Consider the following 20,084-nt stretch of genomic DNA (forward strand, 5'->3'; position numbering starts at 1 on the left):
CGGTAGACAAGGCCCGGGCCCCGGTCGGCGTACATCGGTATTCGGCGGACTAGACGAAAGTTGACGCCGCGCCCGCCCGGCGCGCCCGCCAGGCCGTCACCAGCACGCCCGCCACCAGCAGCACCGCGGTCACCGCGACCAGCAGCGTCGACAGCGCCACGATCTCCGGCGACACGCCCCGCTTGCTCGCCTGCGCGTAGACGAACACCGGCAGCGTGGTCGAGCCCACGCCGGTCAGGTAGCTCGACGTCACCACGTCGTCGAACGACAGCAGGAACGCGAACGCCGCGCCCGCCGCCACCGCCGGGGCCACCAGCGGCAGCGTGACCGTGCGGAACGCCTCCAGCGGGCTCGCGCCGAGGTCCGCGGCGGCCTCCTCCAGCCGGGGGTCCATGCCCGCCACCCGCGACCGCACCACCACGACCACGAAGCTCAGCGAGAACGCCACGTGCGCGGCCAGCAGCGCGCCGAAGCCCAGCGGTATGCCCGCGAGCTTCACGCAGAACCCGAGCACCGCCACGCCCAGCACCACCTCGGGCACCACCAGCGGCAGGCTCAGCAGCACCGTCCACGGGCCGCGGCCCGGGAACGCCCGCCGCAGCCCGAACGCGGCCAGCGTGCCGATCGCGGTGGACACGACCGCGCTGGTCAGGGCCAGCCTGAGGGTCAGGCCCAGGGCGTCGAGCACCCGGTCGTCGCCGAACAGCTGCGCGTACCAGCGGGTGGACAGGCCGGTGATCCGGCTCAGCGACCGCGAGTCGTTGAACGACACCGCCGCCAGCCAGGCGATCGGCGCGTACAGGAAGGCGAACACCAGCGCGGCGACCGCGCCGAGCACCCACGGCCTCCGGGTCACAGCACGTCCTCCCCGCGCTTGCCGCGCAGCACCAGCACCAGCGCCACGAGCACCAGCAGCAGCACCGCCATCGCCGAGCCGAGCGGCCAGTTGTTGCCGCCCCGGAACTGGTCGTCGATCACGCTGCCGAACGTCGACTGGTCGACGCCGCCGAGCAGCCGCGGCGTCACGAAGTCCCCCGCCGAGGGCACCAGGACCAGCAGCGACCCGGCCAGCACGCCCGGCGCGACCCCCGGCAGCACCACCCGGAGGAACGTCGACGCGCGCCCGTGCCCCAGGTCGTGCGAGGCCTCCACCAGCCGGTGGTCGAACCGCTCGCACGCCACGTACAGCGGCAGCACCATGAACGGCAGGAACCCGTAGGTCAGGCCGAGCACCACCGCGCCGTGGGTGAGCAGGAACCCGCCCTCGCGGTCCAGGCCCACGTGCCCGAGCAGGGTGTTGACCAGGCCCTCGCCGTCCAGCAGCGCCTTCCACGCGTAGATCCGGGCCAGGTAGCTCGACCAGAACGGCACCAGCACGGCCGCCAGCAGCGCCGTCCGGTACCGGCCGCCGTGCCGGGCGATGAACCACGCCAGCGGGAAGCCCAGCAGCAGGCACAGCGCCGTGGTGGCGCACGCGTAGGCCAGCGTGCGGCCGAAGATCGGCAGGAACGCCGGGTCCATCGCGGTCGCGTAGGCCTGGGTGGTCCACGGCAGCACCGCCCGCGCCACGCCCGTGTCGCGGGTGGCGAAGCTGAACTGCACCACCAGCGCCAGCGGCGCGAGGAAGAACAGGCCCAGCCACAGCCCGGTCGGCGCGAGCAGACCGGTGGCGACGAGCCAGCGGGGACGCGCCATCAGCCGGTCTTGACCCTGGTCCACGCGTCGGCGTAGCGGGCCTCCACGTCCGCGCCCAGGTCCTTGGTGAACGGCAGCTTGGCCAGCTGCTCCGCCGACGGGTACACCAGCGGGTCGTCCAGCAGCTCGGGCTCGATGAACGGCTTGGCGGCCTCGTTGGGGCTGCCGTAGCGGATGGCGTTGGCCAGGGCCGCGCCGACCTCGGGCTCCAGGACGTAGTCGATGAACCTGTGCGCGTTCTCGGCGTGCGGCGCGTCCTTGGGCACGCACAGCAGGTCAACGTAGGACAGGCCGCCCTCGGTGGGGATGGCGTAGGCGACGTCGGGGTTGGTGTCGCGGGCCTGGAACGCGTCGCCGGAGTAGGCCTGCGCCAGCGGCACCTGGCCGGAGGTCAGCGGCTCGATCACGTCCGAGGTGATCTGGCCGAGCTTCTTCTTCAGCTCCAGCAGCGCGGTCACCGCCTCGGCCAGCTGCCCCTCGTCCGTGGTGTTGGGGTCGTGCCCGAGCATGAGCAGCCCGACGGCCAGGCCGTCGCGGGCCTCGTCCAGGATGGTGGCGCGGCCCTGCGCGGCGGCCAGGTCGTAGGCCGAGAAGCCGGTGACCTCGCCCAGCTGGGAGGCGGAGTAGGCCAGGCCGGTGGTGCCCCACGCCCACGGCACGGAGTACTGGTTGCCCGGGTCGTAGTCGGCCTCGGTGAACCGCCGCTCCAGGTTGCCCAGGTTCGGCAGCAGGTCGTGGTCCAGCGGCGAGAGCAGCCCGGAGCGCAGGAACCGGCGCAGGAAGTTGTCGCTGGGCACGACGAGGTCGTAGCCCGCCGCGCCGGAGGCGATCTTGGCCTCCATCTCGTCGTTGGTGCTGAAGTTGTCGTAGGTGACCTCGACGCCCGACGCCTCGGTGAAGCCGGAGAGGGTGTCGTCGGCGATGTAGTCGGTCCAGTTGTAGAAGTTCAGCCTGGGCTCGGCCCGCGCGTTGGTCGCCTTCACCTTCGACGCCGGCGGGGCGCTCGTGGTGCTCGGCGCGCTGCCGACGCCGCACGCGCCGGTGGCGGCCAGCGCGAAGAAGGCGGTGGAGCGCAGCACCGCGCGCCGCGTCACCCGGGCGTTGCCGGTGTCCCACAAACGGGCGATCCGGAGGTTCTGCTCAGTCATTCGGCGTTCTCCAACAGCACGGTGAAGTCGGGTTCCCAGGCCATGCGCACGGGTTGTCCGGGCGTGCCCGCGTCGGCGACGCGGCGGGTGTTCTGCGCGAACGCGACCAGCTCGGTCCCGCCGGGCACGTCCACCGCGTACTGCGTGGACACGCCGGTGTAGACGACGTCGCGCACGGTGCCGGTGAGCACGCACCAGCCGCCCGGCGGCTCGTCGTCCAGGTCGTGCAGGTGCACCTTCTCCGGGCGCACGGTCGCCGCGACCCGCTGCCCGTGCCGGACGGTCCGGTCGCCCAGGGGCGCGCGCAGGCCGGTGACGCCCGGCGCCTCCAGCACCACCCAGTCCCCGTCCACACCGGACACCCGCGCGTCCAGGATGTTGGAGGTGCCGATGAAGCCGGCCACGAACCTGGTCGCGGGCCGCTCGTAGACGTCCTCCGGGTAGCCGACCTGCTCCAGGCGGCCGGCGTTCATCACCGCGATGCGGTGGGACAGCACCAGCGCCTCCTCCTGGTCGTGCGTCACGTACAGGAACGTGGTGCCGACCTCGCGCTGGATGCGCATCAGCTCGATCTGGAGCTCCTTGCGGAGCACCGCGTCCAGCGCGCCCAGCGGCTCGTCGAGCAGGAGGAGCCGGGGTCCCGCGGCGAGCGCGCGGGCGATGGCGACCCGCTGCTGCTGGCCGCCTGACAGCTGCGCCGGCCGCCGTTTGGCGTACTGCTGGAGTCGAACCAGTTCCAGGTGCCCATCGACCACCTTCTTCAGCTCCGCGCCGCGCACGCCCTTGCGCTTGACGCCGTAGGCGACGTTGTCCCACACCGACATGTGCGGGAACAGGGCGTAGGACTGGAACACGGTGTTCACGTCCCGCCGGTAGGGCGGCACGCCCACCATGTCCACGCCGTCCAGCTCGATCCGGCCCGCCGTCGGGTGCTCGAAGCCCGCGATCATGCGCAGCAGCGTCGTCTTGCCGCAACCGGAGGGCCCGAGCACCGAGAAGAACTCGCCCTCGTGCACCCGCAGCGTGACGTCGTCCACGGCGGTCTGGTCGGCGAAGCGCTTGGTGACGCCGTGGAGGCCGACCTCGACGGGCGCGAACGTGTCGGGCATTCGCGCCTCGGCCGGGTGGAAGCCGTGGACCGGTTGTTCGGTCAACTCGTCGCCTTTCCTGGCTCTCGGCGCCGGCTTGCCTTTTGGGCAGCGCCGAGCGTCGGGTCGAACGGGCGGGGTGCGGTGCGGACGGGCGCGAGGGCCGAGGGTAGACGCCGCGGCGGTGCCGCGCACCTCACGTCTCACCCGGGCCGGTCGTGTGCGACGATGGCCGCGCAAGCGAACGTGATCGGGCAGGAAGGTCGTGCGGCTGTGTCTTCGTCCTCTGAGCTGGACAGGCGTCCGGCGGTCGACACCCACGACGAGCCGTCGGCCGCGTGGGGTTGGCACGGCACGTTCCCCAAGGGCATCAAGATCGCGGGCTGGCTGTCGACCCTCGCGGTGTTCTCGCTGCTGATCGGCAACCACAAGGGCCGGGTCGAGAACGTCTGGGTCATCGGGATCGGCGTGGCCATGGCCCTGGCCCTGATCTGGCTGGAAGTCCGCGGCCGCACCCCCTGGCGGCGCTGACCGCCCTCAGACGAGCACCCAGCCGATCTGGAACTCGGTCGGGTGACCCTCGCAGACGGGGTCGAGCGATTCGAAGTGGTGCCCGCCCGCGTTGCAGCGGTAGACCGGCAGCGCGGACGCGTCGGCGGGTTGCTGGGCGAACACGTGGCCGAGCAGCCCGTACACGGTCTGCCCCTCGCAGCTCGCGTCCGTCGAGGTCATCCGGTCCGGGCTGTTGGTGATCTGGCACGAGTACAGCGGCACGGTGCCCGCCTCGGGCGCGGCGGCCAGCTTGCCCAGCTGGACCTCCGGCGCGTAGCCGCCGGGCACGGCGACCAGCGTGGAACCGCTGTAGTGCCAGCCCTCGGGGCTGCGGAACCGGATCAGGTCGGTCGTCTGCCGCGGCGGCGGGGCCTGCGTGGTCGTCGTGGTGGTCGTCGTCGTGGTGGTCGTGGTGGTGACCGGCGACGGCGCGGTGGTCGTGACCGCCGAGGACGAGCTCGACACCACGACCGCGGACGCGCGGCCCGCCTCGGGCCCCGGCGCCAGCGCGAACGCCGCGCCCACCGCGACGGCGGTCACCGCGACACCCGCGCCCACCAGCGCCACGACCCGCTTGGGGTGCGGCGCCCGGTTCACCCGCGTGTCGGTCGCCGGCCGCGCCACGACCGGCCCCATGACCACCGTGTCCGGTTCGACGGGCCGCTGCGGCGTCGCGGACCGCTGCGGCCCCCGGGCGGCGACCAGCAGCCGGCGCGCCCCGGCGGCGGTCAGCCGGTCGGCGGTCGACTGGGTCAGCAGCCCCTTGACCGCGGCCGCGAGCGGGCCGCGGCACCGGTTGGGCACCGGCTCCTCGTACATGACGGCGTGCAGCGTGGCGGCGGTCGTCTCGCGCTGGAACGGCGAACGGCCCTCGGCGGCGTGGAACAGGGTCGCGCCGAGCGCCCAGAGGTCGGAGGCCGGCGAGGGCGGAGAGCCCGCGAACAGCTCCGGCGCCATGTAGCCGGGCGAGCCCATGACGCCGCCGGTCGCGGTCAGGCCGGGGTCGTCCAGCGCGCGGGCGATGCCGAAGTCGGCGAGCTTCACCCGGCCGTCGGGCAGCACCATGACGTTGCTCGGCTTGACGTCCCGGTGCACCACGCCCGCCGCGTGGGCGGTCTCCAGCGCCTCCAGGACCGCCAGCCCGATCGCGGCGACCCGTTCGGCGGGCAGCGGGCCGCGGCGCATCAGGTCGGCCAGGGTCGGCGCCTCGACCAGCTCCATCACCAGGTAGGTGGTGCCGTGCTCGGACAGCACGTCGTGCACGGTGACCACGGCGGGGCTGTTGAGCCGGCCGGCGGTGCGCGCTTCGCGCAGGACGCGCTCCACGTCGGTGTTCGAGGAGGTCCGGAGCTCCTTGAGCGCGACCCGCCGCCCGATCACCCGGTCCTCGGCCAGCCAGACCACGCCCATGCCGCCGCGCCCCAGCTCGCGAACGGTCGCGTAACGGCCCGCGACCAGCTTCGACTGCACCAGTCCCCCCTCGTAGACCAACCGCTGGATGGTAGCCGGTCACCCGGTCCCACTCCCTGAACACCTGTTGCACGCATGCGCATGTGGCAGTTGGCTCAGTGACGCTCCGTTGCTCCCAGCAGACAGGACGACGCCATGTCCGTGACGGACGAGCTGCTCGCCAACAACGCCGCTTACGCCTCCCGGTTCTCCGGCCCGCTGCCCCTCCCGCCCGCCAAGGGCGTCGCCGTCGTGGCGTGCATGGACGCCCGCATCGACGTCTACCGGGTGCTGGGGTTGAACGAGGGCGAGGCGCACGTCATCCGCAACGCGGGCGGCGTGGTGACCGAGGACGAGATCCGGTCGTTGGCGATCAGCCAGCGGCTGCTGGGCACGCGGGAGGTCATCCTGATCCACCACACGGACTGCGGGATGCTGACCTTCACCGACGACGGGTTCAAGCGGTCGATCCAGGACGAGGTCGGGGTGAAGCCCCCGTGGGCGGCCGAGGCGTTCAGCGACCTCGACGAGGACGTGAGGCAGTCGGTCGAGCGGATCCGCACCAGCCCGTTCGTGCCGGTGAAGGACTCGATCCGGGGCTTCGTGTTCGACGTGGCGACGGGGAAGCTGAACGAGGTGGTGTGAGGGGCGTCGCGCGCCGGAATGGCGAGTAGCAGCCCTTTCGGCTCCGGTCCTCCGCGCGCACGAGACGCTTCACGTAGGCGGGTGCCAACGCCTTGATGCGCTCAGCCGGCAGGACGCCGGTCATGGCCCGCACAGCCGTGTCGACCCCGAGGGTGGCGGCACCGCCGAACAACGCTCGAAGCAGGTCGAGTCCCTTGACAGCCACTTCCCCACTCGGTCATCGGTGAGCGGACTCGCGAAAGTCGCCTCCACCTCCGCCGGTCGGGTGGACGTCATTGGACCTCCATCTCGTCGCCGGGAGCCGGCACGCGGGTCCTTGGCAGCCCCGTCAGTCCGGATGGCGATGGCCGGCCGTGCCACCCTCAGGTAGGCGTTGCCCGTGAGGTCGAGGTAGCCGATGCCGGACTGGCGCAACACCTCCCGCGCGTGCCCGGAGATCCACGGAGAACCAGCCTCACAGGCTGTCGCCGGCTCAGCCCTCCGCGGCGAGCTGACCGCAGGCGGCGGCGATCTCCTGGCCGCGCGTGTCGCGCACGGTGCACTCCACGCCCTGCTCCTTGACCCGCCGCACGAACTCGCGCTCCACCGGCTTCGGCGAGGCGTCCCACTTCGAGCCCGGCGTCGGGTTCAGCGGGATCACGTTCACGTGCACCAGCTGCCCCAGGTGCCTGCGCAGCACCTTGCCCAGCAGGTCCGCGCGCCACCCCTGGTCGTTGACGTCCCGGATCAGCGCGTACTCGATGGACACCCGGCGGCCGGTCCGGTCCGCGTAGCCGCGCGCCGCCTCCAGCACCTCGGCGACCTTCCACCGGGTGTTCACCGGCACCAGCGTGTCGCGCAGCTCGTCGTCCGGCGTGTGCAGCGACACCGCCAGCCTGACCTGGAAGTCCTCCTCGGTCAGCTTCCGGATCGCGGGCACCAGGCCCACCGTGGACACCGTGACCGAGCGCTGCGAGATGCCCAGGCCCTCCGGCGCCGGGTCGCAGATGCGGCGGACCGCCTCGACCACCCGCTTGTAGTTGGCCAGCGGCTCGCCCATGCCCATGAACACGATGTTCGACAGCCGCCCCGGCCCGCCCGGCAGCTCGCCGTCGCGCATGGCCGCCGCGCCGCGGCGCACCTGGTCGACGATCTCCGCGGTGGACAGGTTGCGGGTGAGGCCGCCCTGGCCCGTGGCGCAGAACGGGCACGCCATGCCGCAGCCGGCCTGCGAGGAGATGCACAGCGTGGCGCGGTCGGGGTAGCGCATGAGCACGCTCTCGACCAGCGTGCCGTCGTGGGCGCGCAGCAGCGTCTTGCGCGTGGTCCCGCCGTCGGCCTCGACGCTGCGCAGCTCGGTCCACAGCGGCGGCATCAGGTCGGCGACCAGGCGTTCCCGCGCCGCCGCCGGGATGTCGGTCATCTCGGCGGGGTCGACGGTGAGCCGCGAGAAGTAGTGGTTCGACAGCTGCTGGGCGCGGAACGGCTTCTCACCGAGCGCGACCACCGCCTCCCGGCGCTGGTCGGCGGGGAGGTCGGCCAGGTGGCGCGGCGGCAGGCCGCGCTTGGGCGCGTCGAAGACGAGGGGGAGGGCAGTCATAGCACCTCCCAGTCTCCCACGCCGGACGACCTCGTCGAACCTGACCGCCCGTGTGCCCGGACACGGACCGCCCGACCTCCCGGCACGGGCCGTCCACAGCACCGGACCGGGCCAACAACAGATCGGCGTTGCATCGCGATAGGTTCCGATATATCGTAGATACGTCAAGACCGATCGGCGACTGGAGTCAACGATGCGTTTTCCCTACGAACACCTCCACCACGGGCACCGGCACCACCGCGACCGCGGTCCGGGCGACCCGCGCTTCGGCGGCGGTTTCGGCCCCGGCCACTTCCCCGGCCCGCCGGTCCCGCCCGAGCCGCCCGGCTTCTTCGGGCACGGCCGCGGTCGCGGCAGGCAGCGCAAGGGCAACGTCCGCGTGGCGGTCCTGACGCTGCTGGCCGAACGGCCGATGCACGGCTACGAGATGATCCAGGAGATCGGCAGGCGCACGGACGGCCTGTGGCGGCCGAGCCCCGGCTCGGTCTACCCGACCCTCCAGCTGCTGGCCGACGAGGGCCTGGTCTCGGTCGACGAGGAGGCGGGCGGCAAGAAGCTGTTCACGCTGACCGAGTCGGGTCGCGCCGAGGCGGCGAGGCACGAGGGCGCGCCGCCGTGGCAGCAGGTCAACGACGAGGTCGACGTGCAGGCCGCGAAGCTGCGCACGGCGGCGCGCCACCTCGGCTCGGCGATGCAGCAGATGGCCCACGCGGGCACGCGTGAGCAGAAGACCCGTGCCGTCGAGGTCCTCAACGAGGCCCGCCGCAAGCTCTACGCGATCCTGGGCGAGCTGGACGTCGAGGAAGACGACACGGACGAGTGAATTACCAGCGGTCATGGACCAGCGGCCTGATCAGCTCGTCGTAGACCGCGCGCACCTCGTCCCGCGCCTCCGCGGGCAGCGGGACGAGGTCCGCGGCCGCCGAGTTGGCCCGCGCCTGGTCGGCGTTGCGGGCGCCCGGGATGACCACGGTGACGCCGGGCTGGTCCACGACCCACCGCAGCGCGAACTGCGCCACCGTCGCGCCACCGGGCACGAGCGGGCGCAGCCGGTCCACCGCTCGGAGGCCGACCTCGAAGGGCACGCCGGAGAACGTCTCGCCGACGTCGAACGCGTCGCCGTTGCGGTTGTAGTTGCGGTGGTCGTCCTCGCCGAACGTGGTGGACGCGGTGTACTTGCCGGACAGCAGGCCCGACGCGAGCGGCACGCGGGCGATGACCGCCACGCCCGCCTCCGCCGCCGCGGGCAGCACCCGCTCCAGGGGCTTGAGCCGCAGCGCGTTCAGGATGATCTGCACGCTCGCGACGCCCGGCCGGGCGATCGCGGTCAGCGCCTCCTCGACGGTCTCCACGCTCACGCCGTAGGCGGCGACCCGCTTGGCCTCGACCAGCTCGTCGAGCGCGTCGAACACCTCGTCGGTCGAGTACACCGGCGTCGGCGGGCAGTGCAGCTGGACCAGGTCGAGGGTGTCCACGCCGAGGTTGGCGCGCGACCGGTCGTTCCAGGCCAGGAAGTTCTCGCGGCTGTAGTTCTCCGGCACCTGCTCGACCCGGCGGCCCATCTTGGTGGCCACCGTGATGCCGGAGTCGCCGCGCTCGCGCAGGAACCTGCCGACCAGGGCCTCGCTGCGGCCGTCGCCGTAGACGTCGGCGGTGTCGAAGAAGTTCACCCCGGTGTCCGCGGCGGCGTGCAGCACCGCGAGCGCGTCGGACTCCTCGACGCGACCCCAGTCCGCGCCGAGCTGCCAGCAGCCCAGCCCGACGACGCCGACCTGCCGACCCAACCTGCCCGCGTTCCGCTGCTCCACGGGACCGATCCTATGTGCGCGCTCCCACGAACCGCAGCCCAGGGCCGCGTCGCCAACGCCACAGTTCGCCCGGGACCAGCCGCGGTCGCTCAGGGCAGCAGGAGCCCGGCGGGCTTGCGGCGCACGTGGACCCGGTAGCCCACCTCGAACGCCAGTCCGGGCGTCTCCGCGACGGCCCGCTCCGCCACCGCGCCGGAGAACTCGATGCGCAGCACCGCCTCCAGGTCCGACCGCCGCTCGAACCGCCACAGCGCGCGCACCCGCCGCAGCGAGAACCCCTGCTCGGCGAAGAACCGCTCCACCTCGACCGGGTCGTAGCGGGGCTCGTCCGCGCGCAGCCACGGCCCGTAGGGCGCGGCCAGGCCGTCGAGGTCCACCACCGCCAGCGCGCCACCGGGCCGCAGCACGCGGTCGGCCTCGCGGAGGCCGGGCTCGCAGCCGGGACCGAAGAAGTACGCCGTGCGGGCGTGCACGAGGTCGGCGCTCGCGTCGCGCAGCGGCAGCCGCTGGGCCGGGCCGGCGACCACCTCGGCGTTCGGCACCCCGGCCACGCGGGCCCGCGCACGTGCCACCAACGGGTGATGCGGTTCCACCCCGGTCACGGAGCGCGCGTCGGCCGCGAACACCGGCAGGTGGAACCCGTCGCCGCACCCCACGTCGACCACGTCCCGACCGGTCCAGTCGCACTCCTCGCGCAGCGCGCCCCAGATCGCGCCGCCCACGTCCTGCGCGCGGTTCTCGACCTCGTAGACCTCCGGCCAGTGCCAGATGTTGGGGCTCGGCAGCACGTCCGCCGGGCGCACCGCGGCCAAGGCCGCGCGGACGAATCCCTTCACGGGACGACTCTAGAGCCGTAGCGTGATCGAATCGTCGGCTACCAGGAGGCACACGGTGGCGATCGTCCCGAATTCCCCCGCTTTGGCCGAATTGCACCACGGCGCGCCGTGCTGGGTGGACCTGGCCACCACGGACCTCCAAGCCACCACCGACTTCTACACGGGGCTGTTCGGCTGGTACTACTCCGACGTCGACGGCCGCACGGTCGCCGTGGTCGACGGGCTGCCGGTGGCCGAGCTGGTCGCCGCGGCCCAGCCGAGCGCCTGGACCCTGTACCTGAACACGCCGCACGCGCGGGCGACCGCGGACAAGGCGCACGCGCTGGGCGGGTCGGTGCTCGGCGAGCCGTCCGAGCTCGTCACCGTGCTGGCCGACCCGACCGGCGCGGTCGTCGGCTTCCGGCACGTGCCGTCGGACTGGGTGTTCGGCACCAACGGGCACGGCGCGTACGCGTGGGCGGAGCTGAACACCCGTGACGGGCACGCGGCGGACGTGTTCTTCCAGGAGCTGTGCGGGTTCGAGATCACCCAGATCGGTGACGGGCAGGCTGTCGACTACACGCTGTGGGCGGTCAACGGGAACACCGTGCTCGGCAGGCAGCGGATGGGCCGCGCGTTCGAGCCGGGGACCCCGCCGCACTGGATGGTCTACTTCACCGCCGCGCCCGAGATCGGCGCCGACTCGGTCGCCACCCGGGTCCTGGAGCTGGGCGGACGGGTGACCGTGGAGCCGTACGACACGCCGTTCGGCCGGATCACCGTGGTCGCCGACCACTCCGGCGCGGTGTTCTCGGTGATCGACCCGTCCCGCGCCGCCCCCGTGACCGAGGCCGACTACGCGGCCCGCATCGACGACCTCGACGACCTCGACGACTGAGCCGGTCCCGGCGACCTGAGCCTTTTGTCGTACCCCCGGCGTACCGTCCCGCACTGGTTCGAACACTTGTGCGAGGAGGTGCGTCATGCCGGTGCCCGGAACACCCGCCTGGGTGGAGGTCTCGGCGGAAGACCCGGCCGCGAGCCGGGAGTTCTACGGCAGGTTGCTCGGGTGGTCCTTCGAGGTGTCGCTCGACCCGCTCAACCACGGCTACGCGGTCGCGCGGCACGGCGGCGAGCGGGTCGCGGGCCTCTACGAGGCGTCCGAGGGCGTGCCGCCCGGCTGGCTGCTCTACCTGCACGCGCCGGACGTGGACGCCGTCCGCGACCGGGTCCCGGCGCTGGGCGGCCAGGTCGTCGCGGGCCCGGTGGACCTGCCCGGCGCGGGGCGCGCGCTGCTGGCGACCGACCCCTCCGGCGCGGCGGTCGGCTTCTGGCAGCCCACCGCCGAGCGGTCCCTGGCCACGGGCCGCACCGGCGCGCTGAGCCGCGTCGAGCTGCTCACCGGCGACACGGCGGCGGCCACCCGGTTCTACGGCGGCGTGTTCGGCCAGGAGCGGCAGGCCAACGCGGAGCGGCAACCCGGCCAGGAGCGGCAACCCGGCGCGCGGGGCCCGGCGCCGGCCGCCGACCAGGGGCAGCACCGCGCCGGCGAGCCGGCCCGCCTGGCGATCGCCGCCGCGCCGGCCCGGAGGCGGTCGGCCGGCAGGCGGCCGTCGCGCTGGGTGGTCCACTTCGCCGTCGACCCGGCCGCGGGCGTGGACGCGGCGACCGAGTTGGCGATCGCCCTGGGCGGCGCGGTCGAGGTGCCGCCGTTCGACTCGCCGCACGGCCGCACGGCGATCCTGCGCGACCCGTGCGGCGCGCGGTTCTCGCTGGTCGACCCCCACCAGCGGGTCCTGGAGGTGGGCCGGAGCGCCTAAGCGGGCACGAACAGGTGCAGCAGCAGCCAGGAGACGACGGCCGAGGGCAGCAGCGAGTCCATCCGGTCCATCAGCCCGCCGTGGCCGGGCAGCAGCGTGCCCATGTCCTTGATGCCGAGGTCGCGCTTGATGAGCGACTCGACGAGGTCGCCCGACGTGGCCGTGACCACGATCGCGGCGCCGAACAGCACGCCCTGCCACCACTGGCCGCCCAGCAGGTGGCCGACGGTGAGGACGCCACCCGCCATGCCCGCCACCATCGAGCCCGCGAAGCCCTCCCACGACTTCTTGGGGCTGATGGTGGGGGCCATGGGGTGCTTGCCGAGGAGGACGCCGGCCACGTAACCGCCGGTGTCGGACAGCACGACGCCGATCAGGAACGCCAGGACGCGGAACACCCCGTCCTCCGGCACGACCAGCATGACCGCGAAGGAGGCGAACACCGCCACGTAGGCCACCGTGAAGACCGACGCGGTGACGTCCCTGAGGTAGCCGTCGGAGCCGTCCTTCAGCCGCCACAGGAGGCAGACCAGCATGGTGACCACGAACGCGCTCAGCACCCCGTCGCGGCCCATCGGCCAGGCCAGCCACAGCACGGCCTGCCCGCCGATCAGCACGGGCGCCAGGGCGACCCGGATGCCCGCGCCGCGCTTGAGGGCGCCCGTCAACTCGTACGTGGACACCGCGACGGCGACCGCGACCACGCCGATGAACAGCTCGCGCACCGTCAGCAGCGCGACGAGGATGACCGCGCCGAGACCGACACCCACGGCGATGGCCGCGGGCAGGTCGCGCCCGGCGCGTGATGCGCTCCTGCCCGGCGCGCCCCGCTCACCGCCTGACACCTGTTGTGCTCCCATCACGACCGTCGACCGGCCGAGCGAGGCGCGCGGCCGGGGAACCGGCCGGACGCAGCCGACGCCGCCACTAGACCTCCAGCAGCTCGGCTTCCTTGTGCTTGACCAGCTCTTCGACCTGCGCCACGTACCGGTGCGTGACGTTCTCCAGCTCCTTCTCGGCGCGGGTGCCCTCGTCCTCGCCGACCTCGCCGTCCTTGACCAGGCGGTCCAGCTCTTCCTTGGCCTTGCGGCGGATGTTGCGGATGGAGACCTTGGCGTCCTCGCCCTTGCCCTTGGCGACCTTGACCATCTCGCGGCGCCGCTCCTCGGACAGCTGGGGGATCACCACGCGGATGACCGTGCCGTCGTTGCTCGGGTTGACGCCCATGTCGGAGTCGCGGATGGCCTTCTCGACCGAGTTGAGCTGGCTCTGGTCGTAGGGCTTGATGACGGCCATGCGGGCCTCGGGGATCGCGACGCTGGCCAGCTGGTTCAGCGGCGTGGGTGAACCGTAGTACTCGACGACGATGCGGGAGAACATCGAGGGAGTGGCGCGGCCGGTGCGCACCGAGGCCAGGTCCTCCTTGGCCACGGACACCGCTTTTTCCATCTTCTCCTCTGCGTCGAGGAGGGTCTCGTCGATCACGGCTGACTCCCTAGGGTGTGCGCTGTTCGGCTCGAATCCCAGCAGGTCTAGAAGGACGGACGACCACCGGGGGTGCTCACCAACGTCCCGATCTTCTCACCACGCACGGCTCGTGCGATGTTCCCCTCGGTGAGCAGGTTGAAGACCATGATCGGCATGTTGTTGTCCATGCACAGGCTGAACGCGGTCGCGTCGGCCACGTTCAGGCCGCGCTCCAGCACCTCGCGGTGGGTGATGTTGTCGAACATCAGCGCGTCGGGGTCGACCCTGGGGTCCGCGGTGTAGATGCCGTCCACCGCCTTGGCCATCAGGACGATCTCGCAACCGATCTCCAGCGCGCGCTGCGCGGCGGTCGTGTCGGTGGAGAAGTAAGGCATGCCCGCGCCGCCGCCGAAGATGACCACGCGGCCCTTCTCCAGGTGCCGGATGGCGCGGCGGGGGATGTAGGACTCGGCGATCTGCCCCATGGTGATCGCGGTCTGCACGCGCGTCTCGATGCCGTGCTCCCGCTCCAGGAAGTCCTGGAGGGCGAGGCAGTTCATGACGGTGCCCAGCATGCCCATGTAGTCGGCGCGGCTGCGGTCCATGCCGCGCTGCTGGAGCTCGGCGCCCCGGAAGAAGTTGCCGCCACCGATGACGACGGCGACCTGGGCCCCTGTTCGGACGACCGCCGCGATCTGGCGGGACACGGTCTGCACGACGTCGGGGTCGACGCCGACGCCGCCGCCGCCGAACATCTCGCCGCCCAGCTTGAGCATCACCCGGCGGTAGCCGGAGGCCGGGTCCTCACCGCGGTCGTGGTCTACCTCTGCGCTCACAGGTCCTCCTCTGGACACGGCAAGGGCGGGGTCGCGACCTCGCGCGCAACCCCGCCCCCACGTGGATCAGGCCTGGCCGACCTCGAACCGGGCGAAGCGGGTCACGGTGACCCCGGCCTCGTCCAGCACGGCCTTGACCGTCTTCTTCGACTCCGTCACCGACGACTGCTCCAGGAGCACGACGTCCTTGAAGAAGCCGTTCACGCGACCCTCGACGATCTTGGGCAGCGCCGCCGCCGGCTTGCCCTCCTCGCGCGCGGTCTCCTCGGCGATGTGGCGCTCGTTGGCGACCACGTCGGCCGGGACCTCGTCACGGGTGAGGTAGCGGGGGCGCATGGCGGCGATCTGCATCGCGGCGCCGCGGGCGGCCTCGTCGTTGTCGCCGGTGTACTCGACCACGACGCCCACGGCGGGCGGCAGGTCGGCGGCGCGGCGGTGCAGGTAGGTGGTCACCTTGCCGTCGAAGACGGCGACCTTGGCCAGCTCCAGCTTCTCGCCGATCTTGGCCGAGAACTCCTGGACGACCGCGTCGACGGACTGGCCGTCGAGGTCGGTGGCCTTGAGCACCTCGACGTCGGCCGGGCGGGAGGCCTTGGCGACCTGGATGATGCGGGAGGCCAGCGCCTGGAAGTCCGCGTTCTTGGCGACGAAGTCGGTCTCGCAGCGCAGCTCGATCATCACGCCGTCCTCGGCCTGCACCAGGCCGTTGGAGGTCGTGCGCTCAGCGCGCTTGCCGACGTCCTTCGCGCCCTTGATGCGGAGGATCTCGACCGCCTTGTCGAAGTCGCCGTCGGTCTCCTCCAGCGCCTTCTTGCAGTCCATCATGCCGGCGGCGGTGAGCTCGCGGAGGCGCTTCACGTCAGCGGCGGTGTAGTTCGCCATCGTGCTGAATCCGTTCCTTCTGCGGTTTACGCGCGGGTCGTTCTGTGCGCACGCCGCGCCCCTCCGCTGGCGTGGGAGGAGCGCGGCGTGCGGCCGGGTCAGGACTGGACGGCCTCGGTGCCCTCGGCGGGCTTCTCGGTCGTCGCCTCGGCGCCGACCAGCAGCTCCTGCTCCCACTCGGCCAGCGGCTCGTCGGCGCCCGGCTCGGGCTTGTCGGCGCCGTCGGCCACCTGCGTGCGAGCGCCGGAACGCGACATCAGACCGGCGGCGGCGGCCTCGGCCACGACCTTGGTCAGCAGCGCGGCGGAGCGGATCGCGTCGTCGTTGCCCGGGATCGGGTAGTCGACCTCGTCCGGGTCGCAGTTGGTGTCGAGGATCGCCACGATCGGGATGTTCAGCTTGCGCGCCTCACCGACCGCGATGTGCTCCTTCTTGGTGTCCACGATCCACACGGCGCTGGGCACCTTGGACATGTCGCGGATACCGCCGAGCGTGCGCTCCAGCTTGTCCTTCTCGCGGTTCATCATCAGGATTTCCTTCTTGGTGAAACCCTGGAAACCGCCGGTCTGCTCCATCGACTCCAGCTCCTTGAGCCGCTGGAGGCGCTTGTGCACCGTGGAGAAGTTGGTGAGCATGCCGCCCAGCCAGCGCTGGTTCACGTAGGGCATGCCGACGCGGAGGGCCTCGTTGGCGATGGCCTCCTGCGCCTGCTTCTTGGTGCCGATGAACAGGATCGACCCACCGTGCGCGACCGTTTCCCTGACGAACTCGTAGGCGCGGTCGATGTAGCTCAGCGTCTGCTGGAGGTCGATGATGTAGATGCCGTTGCGCTCGGTGAAGATGTAGCGCTTCATCTTCGGGTTCCAGCGGCGGGTCTGGTGCCCGAAGTGCACGCCGCTGTCGAGCAGCTGCTTCATGGTGACGACGGCCATGGCCGGGTTCGCACCTCTTCGTTCGGGCGCGCCGGCGACCTGGGCCGGCACGCGTTCCGGTTCATCGCGGCGGGCCGGGGTGGACCGCCGCCCTGGTGCCACTGCCGTCGCCCGAACCAGAAGGTCTTGACGACCCTCGGGACCGCCGGACGCCGTGACTCGACCACGGGAAGCGGGTCGGATCTGCATTGGCACGCGAAGTCGCCCTGCACTTACACGGGGCGCGGGACGAGTGTACGCCGACGTGGGCGGGAACCACGAACCGGCCCCGACAGTTGTCCACAACCAGTTGTCCACACCCCCGGCAGTTGTCCACAGATCCCCGGAAGCCACTCGCACCCCCACCCCCGCCCGAGCACCGTGGACCCATGACCCCACCACCCCGGACACCGCTGCTCGCGCCCTGGGCGACAGCGCTCCTGACGGCAGTGCTCCTGGCTGCGACGCTCCTGGCGCCCGCGCTCCTGGCGCCCGCGCTCCTGGCGCCCGCGCTCCTGGCGCCAACACCGGCCCGAGCGGACCCCCACCCCCGCCCGACCCGCTTCAGCTGGCCACTGGCGCCACCGCACGAGGTGGTGCGCGCCTTCGAAGCGCCACCCACCCCCTACGCCGCAGGTCACCGAGGCGTGGACCTCCGCGCGGCACCGGGCGCGGAGGTCCTGGCCGCCGGCGACGGAGTGGTGGCGCACGCGGGTCGGGTGGCCGACCGACCACTGGTGTCGCTGGCGCACGCGGGCGGCCTGCGCACCACCTACGAGCCGGTGGAGCCCTCGGTCGTCCGAGGTCAGCTGGTGCGTCGGGGCGAACGGATCGGAACGCTGCGCGCGGGCCACCCGAACTGCCCGGCGGAGGCCTGCCTGCACTGGGGCGTGCTCAGGGCGGACCCACCCCGCCCCCGAGAACACCTGGACCCCTTGCGCCTGCTCACCCCACCCCGCCCCCGCCTGCTGCCGACGGGCCCGGCAGACGGTGCCGGCCACCCAGCGGGCCACCGCAGCCGGTCAGCACGGCCGGTCAGCACGGCCGGTCAGCACGGCCGGTCAGCACGGCCGGTCACCGGGCCAGCCACCGCAACCGGTCACCCAGCCGGCATCCAGCCGGCACCCAGCCGGTCAGCGCAACGGCCCGGTCACCAATCCGGCCGGTTGAGCAGGCCGGCTCAGCAGCCCTGCCGCCTCAACGACCCGGCCGGCTCAACAACCCGGCCAAGACTGGACCAGTGGCCAACCTGGAACTCCCCCAGTGGCCAACCAAGATTCCCGCCCAGCGCCCCACCGGCTCCAACCAGTGCCCCACCGGCTCCACTGGGAACCGCCCAAGATCCAGCCGGCCCTACCGAAACCTCACCCAAAGCCCAGCCGGTCTTGTCGAAACCCCGCCCAGGGCCGGCCCTGCCGGCGGCGCGGTCAGCTCTCCAACTGCTCGTTCAGCTTGGTGCGAAGACGCAGGACCGCCCGGGTGTGCAGTTGGCAGACGCGGGATTCGGTCACCCCGAGCACCTTGCCGATCTCGGCGAGGGTCAGGTTCTCGAAGTAGTAGAGGGTGACCACGACTCGGTCGCGTTCGGCGAGTTGGGCGATGGCGTCGGCCAGTTGGCGGCGGCTGTCCTGGTCGACGAGCGTGGCGATCGGGTCCTCCGCGCCCTCGTCGGGCAGGGACTCGGCCAGTGACGAGCCCGCGCCGCCGGCGCTGCGACCTGCCGCGATCAGCTCGTCGAGCGCCACCACGCTGGTCAGCTGGAGCTGGGCGTACAGCTCGCGCAGCTCGGCGAGGCCGATCTTCAGCTCGGCGGCGAGTTCGCGGTCGGTCGGGGTGCGCTGGAGGCGGGCGCCGAGGCGTTCGAGGGCGCGTTCCACGTCGCGTGCCCGGCTGCGGACCGAGCGCGGCACCCAGTCCTGGGACCGGAGGTCGTCGAGGATGGCGCCCCTGATTCGCTGCATGGCGTAGGTCTCGAACTTCAGCCCACGTTCAGGTTCGAACTTCTCGATCGCGTCGACCAGACCGAAGATGCCCGACTGGATCAGGTCGGCCACGTCCACGTGCGCGGGCAGGCCGGTGCCCACGCGGCCCGCGACGTACTTGACCAACGGGGCGTAGTGGAGCACCAGTCGGTCGCGCAGGGCCTGCTTCCGGGACTCGCCGTAGGTGTGCCAGAGCGCGATGATCCCGGCTTCCACGTCATCGGCCGTGCGCGACTCAGCAGCCGGGTGCGCCGGTCTACCACCTGCGCCAACGGCGTGCCCGTTGCGCGGCGGCTCGTCGTCGACGTGGTGACCGTTCACCCCGGCGGGGGTGCTCGCCTCCGACGAGGTCCCGACGCGCGCGGCGGGAGGAGAGGTCACGGTTGCGGTCCGCGAACCTCCCCCTGCGACGTCAGGAACGGGGGTGGGTTCGGTCATGGATCGCCTTCAGCCGTTCGACGGTGACGTGTGTGTAGAGCTGAGTCGTTGCGAGCGTAGCGTGACCAAGGAGCTCTTGGACGGTGCGCAGGTCGGCTCCCCCTTCCAACAGGTGCGTGGCTGCCGAGTGGCGCAGGCCGTGGGGTCCGGTGTCAACCGCTTCGGGGATCGCGCCGACCACGTCGTGGACGATCTTCCTGGCCGTGCGCGGGTCGAGCCGCCCGCCGCGCGCACCGAGCAGCAGCGCCCGCTGTGAACGGTCGTTGACCAGCGACAATCGACCGTGTTCCACCCAGCGACGTACTGCCCGTTCGGCCGGAACGCCGAACGGCACCACGCGTTCGCGACTACCCTTGCCCAGAACCCGAATCACCCTTTGGGAGTAGTCCACGTCGTCGAGGTCGAGACCGCACAACTCGGCGACCCGGATACCTGTTGCGTACAGCAACTCCACCACGGCTCCGTCACGCAGCGCAACCGGATCGCCCTGTTCCGCGCCTACTTCTGCGGCTGTCATGGCGGCGCGTGCCTGCTCCGGCCGCAGCACCTGGGGCAGCGTCCGGTGAGGGCGGGGCGCGACCAGCCGCGAGCCCGGGTCGTCGGCGAGCAGACCGGTGCGGGAGGCCCACGCGGTGAACGCGCGAGCGGCCGCCGCGCGCCGCGCCAACGTCGTGCGGCTCGTGCCGGCCGAGTGCTGCGCTCCCAGCCAGGACCGGAGGCCGGCCAGGTCAACGGCTTCGACGGTGACGTGCTCCGGAGCGCCACCGGCCAGGTGGACCAGCAGAGCCACCACGTCACCCAGGTAAGCGCGAACCGTGTGAGGGGATAACGAGCGCTCCGACGACAGGTGGCGTTCGTAGCGGTCCAGCGCCGTCCCGACGTCGGTGGGCAGCCCGCGACGCAGGCGCACGAGATCGACTCTGGGTGCCCGAGCTGGCGGCGGCGGGGACATAGCCCCAGACGCTGCGC

20 protein-coding genes and 1 pseudogene are annotated in these 20,084 nt (G+C 72.2%); 6 read left to right on the top strand and 15 right to left on the bottom strand.

Annotation, left to right across the window (positions count from 1 at the left end; translation table 11 throughout):
* Nucleotides 1–49 precede the first annotated feature (49 nt).
* From ABD223_RS07310 to ABD223_RS07325, 4 genes are read right to left on the bottom strand one after another with little or no spacing between them, the layout of a single operon-like run.
* The gene (locus tag ABD223_RS07310) at nucleotides 50–856 is read right to left on the bottom strand and encodes an ABC transporter permease (RefSeq protein WP_344035159.1); all 807 of its coding nucleotides are present in this window, start codon (nucleotides 854–856) and stop codon (nucleotides 50–52) included.
* Nucleotides 853–1,695 carry an ABC transporter permease gene (locus tag ABD223_RS07315; protein WP_344035160.1) on the bottom strand — a complete coding sequence of 281 codons (843 nt, stop codon included), beginning with the start codon at nucleotides 1,693–1,695 and terminating at the stop codon, nucleotides 853–855. The genes ABD223_RS07310 and ABD223_RS07315 overlap by 4 nt, the downstream gene beginning before the upstream one ends.
* Nucleotides 1,695–2,843 (bottom strand): polyamine ABC transporter substrate-binding protein, encoded by a 1,149-nt coding sequence (locus ABD223_RS07320; protein ID WP_344035161.1) that lies wholly within the window; start codon nucleotides 2,841–2,843, stop codon nucleotides 1,695–1,697. The genes ABD223_RS07315 and ABD223_RS07320 overlap by 1 nt, the downstream gene beginning before the upstream one ends.
* Entirely contained in the window at nucleotides 2,840–3,997 is a 1,158-nt protein-coding gene (locus ABD223_RS07325; RefSeq protein ID WP_344035162.1) for an ABC transporter ATP-binding protein, read from the bottom strand. The genes ABD223_RS07320 and ABD223_RS07325 overlap by 4 nt, the downstream gene beginning before the upstream one ends.
* Nucleotides 3,998–4,204: 207 nt before the next feature.
* On the opposite strand from ABD223_RS07325, the gene ABD223_RS07330 reads away from it, so the two are divergent.
* Nucleotides 4,205–4,462 carry a DUF2631 domain-containing protein gene (locus tag ABD223_RS07330; RefSeq protein ID WP_344035163.1) on the top strand — a complete coding sequence of 86 codons (258 nt, stop codon included), beginning with the start codon at nucleotides 4,205–4,207 and terminating at the stop codon, nucleotides 4,460–4,462.
* Between the two features lie 6 nt (nucleotides 4,463–4,468).
* Here ABD223_RS07330 and ABD223_RS07335 read toward each other — a convergent pair whose 3' ends face one another.
* Nucleotides 4,469–5,974: a serine/threonine-protein kinase gene (locus ABD223_RS07335; RefSeq protein WP_344035164.1), complete on the bottom strand. Its 1,506-nt coding sequence runs from the start codon at nucleotides 5,972–5,974 to the stop codon at nucleotides 4,469–4,471.
* A gap of 114 nt (nucleotides 5,975–6,088) precedes the next feature.
* Here ABD223_RS07335 and ABD223_RS07340 point away from each other — a divergent pair, with 114 nt between their 5' ends.
* A complete protein-coding gene (locus ABD223_RS07340; RefSeq protein ID WP_344035165.1) occupies nucleotides 6,089–6,577 on the top strand; it encodes a beta-class carbonic anhydrase in 489 nt (162 codons plus the stop codon).
* 472 nt (nucleotides 6,578–7,049) lie between these two features.
* On the opposite strand, the gene rlmN is transcribed toward ABD223_RS07340, so the two are convergent.
* Nucleotides 7,050–8,156, bottom strand: coding sequence for a dual-specificity RNA methyltransferase RlmN (gene rlmN, locus ABD223_RS07345; protein ID WP_344035166.1), 1,107 nt, complete (start codon nucleotides 8,154–8,156; stop codon nucleotides 7,050–7,052).
* Nucleotides 8,157–8,349: 193 nt separating this feature from the next.
* Between rlmN and ABD223_RS07350 the strand changes: the two genes are divergently transcribed.
* Nucleotides 8,350–8,979: a PadR family transcriptional regulator gene (locus ABD223_RS07350; RefSeq protein ID WP_344035167.1), complete on the top strand. Its 630-nt coding sequence runs from the start codon at nucleotides 8,350–8,352 to the stop codon at nucleotides 8,977–8,979.
* A 1-nt stretch (nucleotide 8,980) separates the two neighbouring features.
* Here ABD223_RS07350 and ABD223_RS07355 read toward each other — a convergent pair whose 3' ends face one another.
* Complete coding sequence (locus ABD223_RS07355; protein WP_344035168.1) at nucleotides 8,981–9,964, bottom strand: aldo/keto reductase; 984 nt, start codon at nucleotides 9,962–9,964, stop codon at nucleotides 8,981–8,983.
* A gap of 89 nt (nucleotides 9,965–10,053) precedes the next feature.
* Nucleotides 10,054–10,800: a class I SAM-dependent methyltransferase gene (locus ABD223_RS07360; RefSeq protein WP_344035169.1), complete on the bottom strand. Its 747-nt coding sequence runs from the start codon at nucleotides 10,798–10,800 to the stop codon at nucleotides 10,054–10,056.
* Between the two features lie 55 nt (nucleotides 10,801–10,855).
* Between ABD223_RS07360 and ABD223_RS07365 the strand changes: the two genes are divergently transcribed.
* Nucleotides 10,856–11,677: a VOC family protein gene (locus tag ABD223_RS07365; protein ID WP_344035170.1), complete on the top strand. Its 822-nt coding sequence runs from the start codon at nucleotides 10,856–10,858 to the stop codon at nucleotides 11,675–11,677.
* Between the two features lie 85 nt (nucleotides 11,678–11,762).
* Nucleotides 11,763–12,599 carry a VOC family protein gene (locus ABD223_RS07370; protein ID WP_344035171.1) on the top strand — a complete coding sequence of 279 codons (837 nt, stop codon included), beginning with the start codon at nucleotides 11,763–11,765 and terminating at the stop codon, nucleotides 12,597–12,599.
* On the opposite strand, the gene ABD223_RS07375 is transcribed toward ABD223_RS07370, so the two are convergent.
* The 5 genes from ABD223_RS07375 to rpsB form a co-directional block, all read right to left on the bottom strand.
* Nucleotides 12,596–13,444, bottom strand: a complete 849-nt coding sequence (locus tag ABD223_RS07375) for a phosphatidate cytidylyltransferase (RefSeq protein ID WP_344035172.1) — start codon at nucleotides 13,442–13,444, stop codon at nucleotides 12,596–12,598. The genes ABD223_RS07370 and ABD223_RS07375 overlap by 4 nt on opposite strands.
* 82 nt (nucleotides 13,445–13,526) lie before the next feature.
* Nucleotides 13,527–14,084, bottom strand: a complete 558-nt coding sequence (frr, locus tag ABD223_RS07380) for a ribosome recycling factor (protein WP_344035173.1) — start codon at nucleotides 14,082–14,084, stop codon at nucleotides 13,527–13,529.
* A 47-nt stretch (nucleotides 14,085–14,131) separates the two neighbouring features.
* Nucleotides 14,132–14,842 (bottom strand): UMP kinase, encoded by a 711-nt coding sequence (gene pyrH, locus ABD223_RS07385; protein WP_344035384.1) that lies wholly within the window; start codon nucleotides 14,840–14,842, stop codon nucleotides 14,132–14,134.
* A gap of 126 nt (nucleotides 14,843–14,968) precedes the next feature.
* Nucleotides 14,969–15,784 (bottom strand): translation elongation factor Ts, encoded by an 816-nt coding sequence (tsf, locus tag ABD223_RS07390; RefSeq protein ID WP_344035174.1) that lies wholly within the window; start codon nucleotides 15,782–15,784, stop codon nucleotides 14,969–14,971.
* Between the two features lie 98 nt (nucleotides 15,785–15,882).
* Nucleotides 15,883–16,716: a 30S ribosomal protein S2 gene (gene rpsB, locus ABD223_RS07395; protein WP_344035175.1), complete on the bottom strand. Its 834-nt coding sequence runs from the start codon at nucleotides 16,714–16,716 to the stop codon at nucleotides 15,883–15,885.
* A 368-nt stretch (nucleotides 16,717–17,084) separates the two neighbouring features.
* On the opposite strand from rpsB, the pseudogene ABD223_RS07400 reads away from it, so the two are divergent.
* Nucleotides 17,085–17,534: pseudogene (locus tag ABD223_RS07400) on the top strand (peptidoglycan DD-metalloendopeptidase family protein); the annotation flags it as partial.
* A gap of 588 nt (nucleotides 17,535–18,122) precedes the next feature.
* Here the strand turns inward: ABD223_RS07400 and ABD223_RS07405 are convergent.
* Both ABD223_RS07405 and ABD223_RS07410 read right to left on the bottom strand, forming a co-directional pair.
* Entirely contained in the window at nucleotides 18,123–19,115 is a 993-nt protein-coding gene (locus ABD223_RS07405) for a FliA/WhiG family RNA polymerase sigma factor (protein WP_344035176.1), read from the bottom strand.
* Entirely contained in the window at nucleotides 19,090–20,067 is a 978-nt protein-coding gene (locus ABD223_RS07410; RefSeq protein WP_344035177.1) for a tyrosine recombinase XerC, read from the bottom strand. The genes ABD223_RS07405 and ABD223_RS07410 overlap by 26 nt, the downstream gene beginning before the upstream one ends.
* Between the last annotated feature and the right edge of the window lie 17 nt (nucleotides 20,068–20,084).

Origin of the sequence: Saccharothrix xinjiangensis (assembly GCF_039527585.1) — a bacterium.
Taxonomy (GTDB): domain Bacteria; phylum Actinomycetota; class Actinomycetes; order Mycobacteriales; family Pseudonocardiaceae; genus Actinosynnema; species Actinosynnema xinjiangensis.

Bases quoted from the DNA above. Each gene is read 5' to 3' on its own strand.
- ABD223_RS07315 (WP_344035160.1), bottom strand. From the start codon at position 1,695: ATGGCGCGTCCCCGCTGGCTCGTCGCCACCGGTCTGCTCGCGCCGACC.
- ABD223_RS07320 (WP_344035161.1), bottom strand. From the start codon at position 2,843: ATGACTGAGCAGAACCTCCGGATCGCCCGTTTGTGGGACACCGGCAAC.
- ABD223_RS07340 (WP_344035165.1), top strand. From the start codon at position 6,089: ATGTCCGTGACGGACGAGCTGCTCGCCAACAACGCCGCTTACGCCTCC.
- rlmN (WP_344035166.1), bottom strand. From the start codon at position 8,156: ATGACTGCCCTCCCCCTCGTCTTCGACGCGCCCAAGCGCGGCCTGCCG.
- ABD223_RS07350 (WP_344035167.1), top strand. From the start codon at position 8,350: ATGCGTTTTCCCTACGAACACCTCCACCACGGGCACCGGCACCACCGC.
- ABD223_RS07370 (WP_344035171.1), top strand. From the start codon at position 11,763: ATGCCGGTGCCCGGAACACCCGCCTGGGTGGAGGTCTCGGCGGAAGAC.
- pyrH (WP_344035384.1), bottom strand. From the start codon at position 14,842: ATGCTCAAGCTGGGCGGCGAGATGTTCGGCGGCGGCGGCGTCGGCGTC.
- tsf (WP_344035174.1), bottom strand. From the start codon at position 15,784: ATGGCGAACTACACCGCCGCTGACGTGAAGCGCCTCCGCGAGCTCACC.
- rpsB (WP_344035175.1), bottom strand. From the start codon at position 16,716: ATGGCCGTCGTCACCATGAAGCAGCTGCTCGACAGCGGCGTGCACTTC.
- ABD223_RS07405 (WP_344035176.1), bottom strand. From the start codon at position 19,115: ATGACCGAACCCACCCCCGTTCCTGACGTCGCAGGGGGAGGTTCGCGG.
- ABD223_RS07410 (WP_344035177.1), bottom strand. From the start codon at position 20,067: ATGTCCCCGCCGCCGCCAGCTCGGGCACCCAGAGTCGATCTCGTGCGC.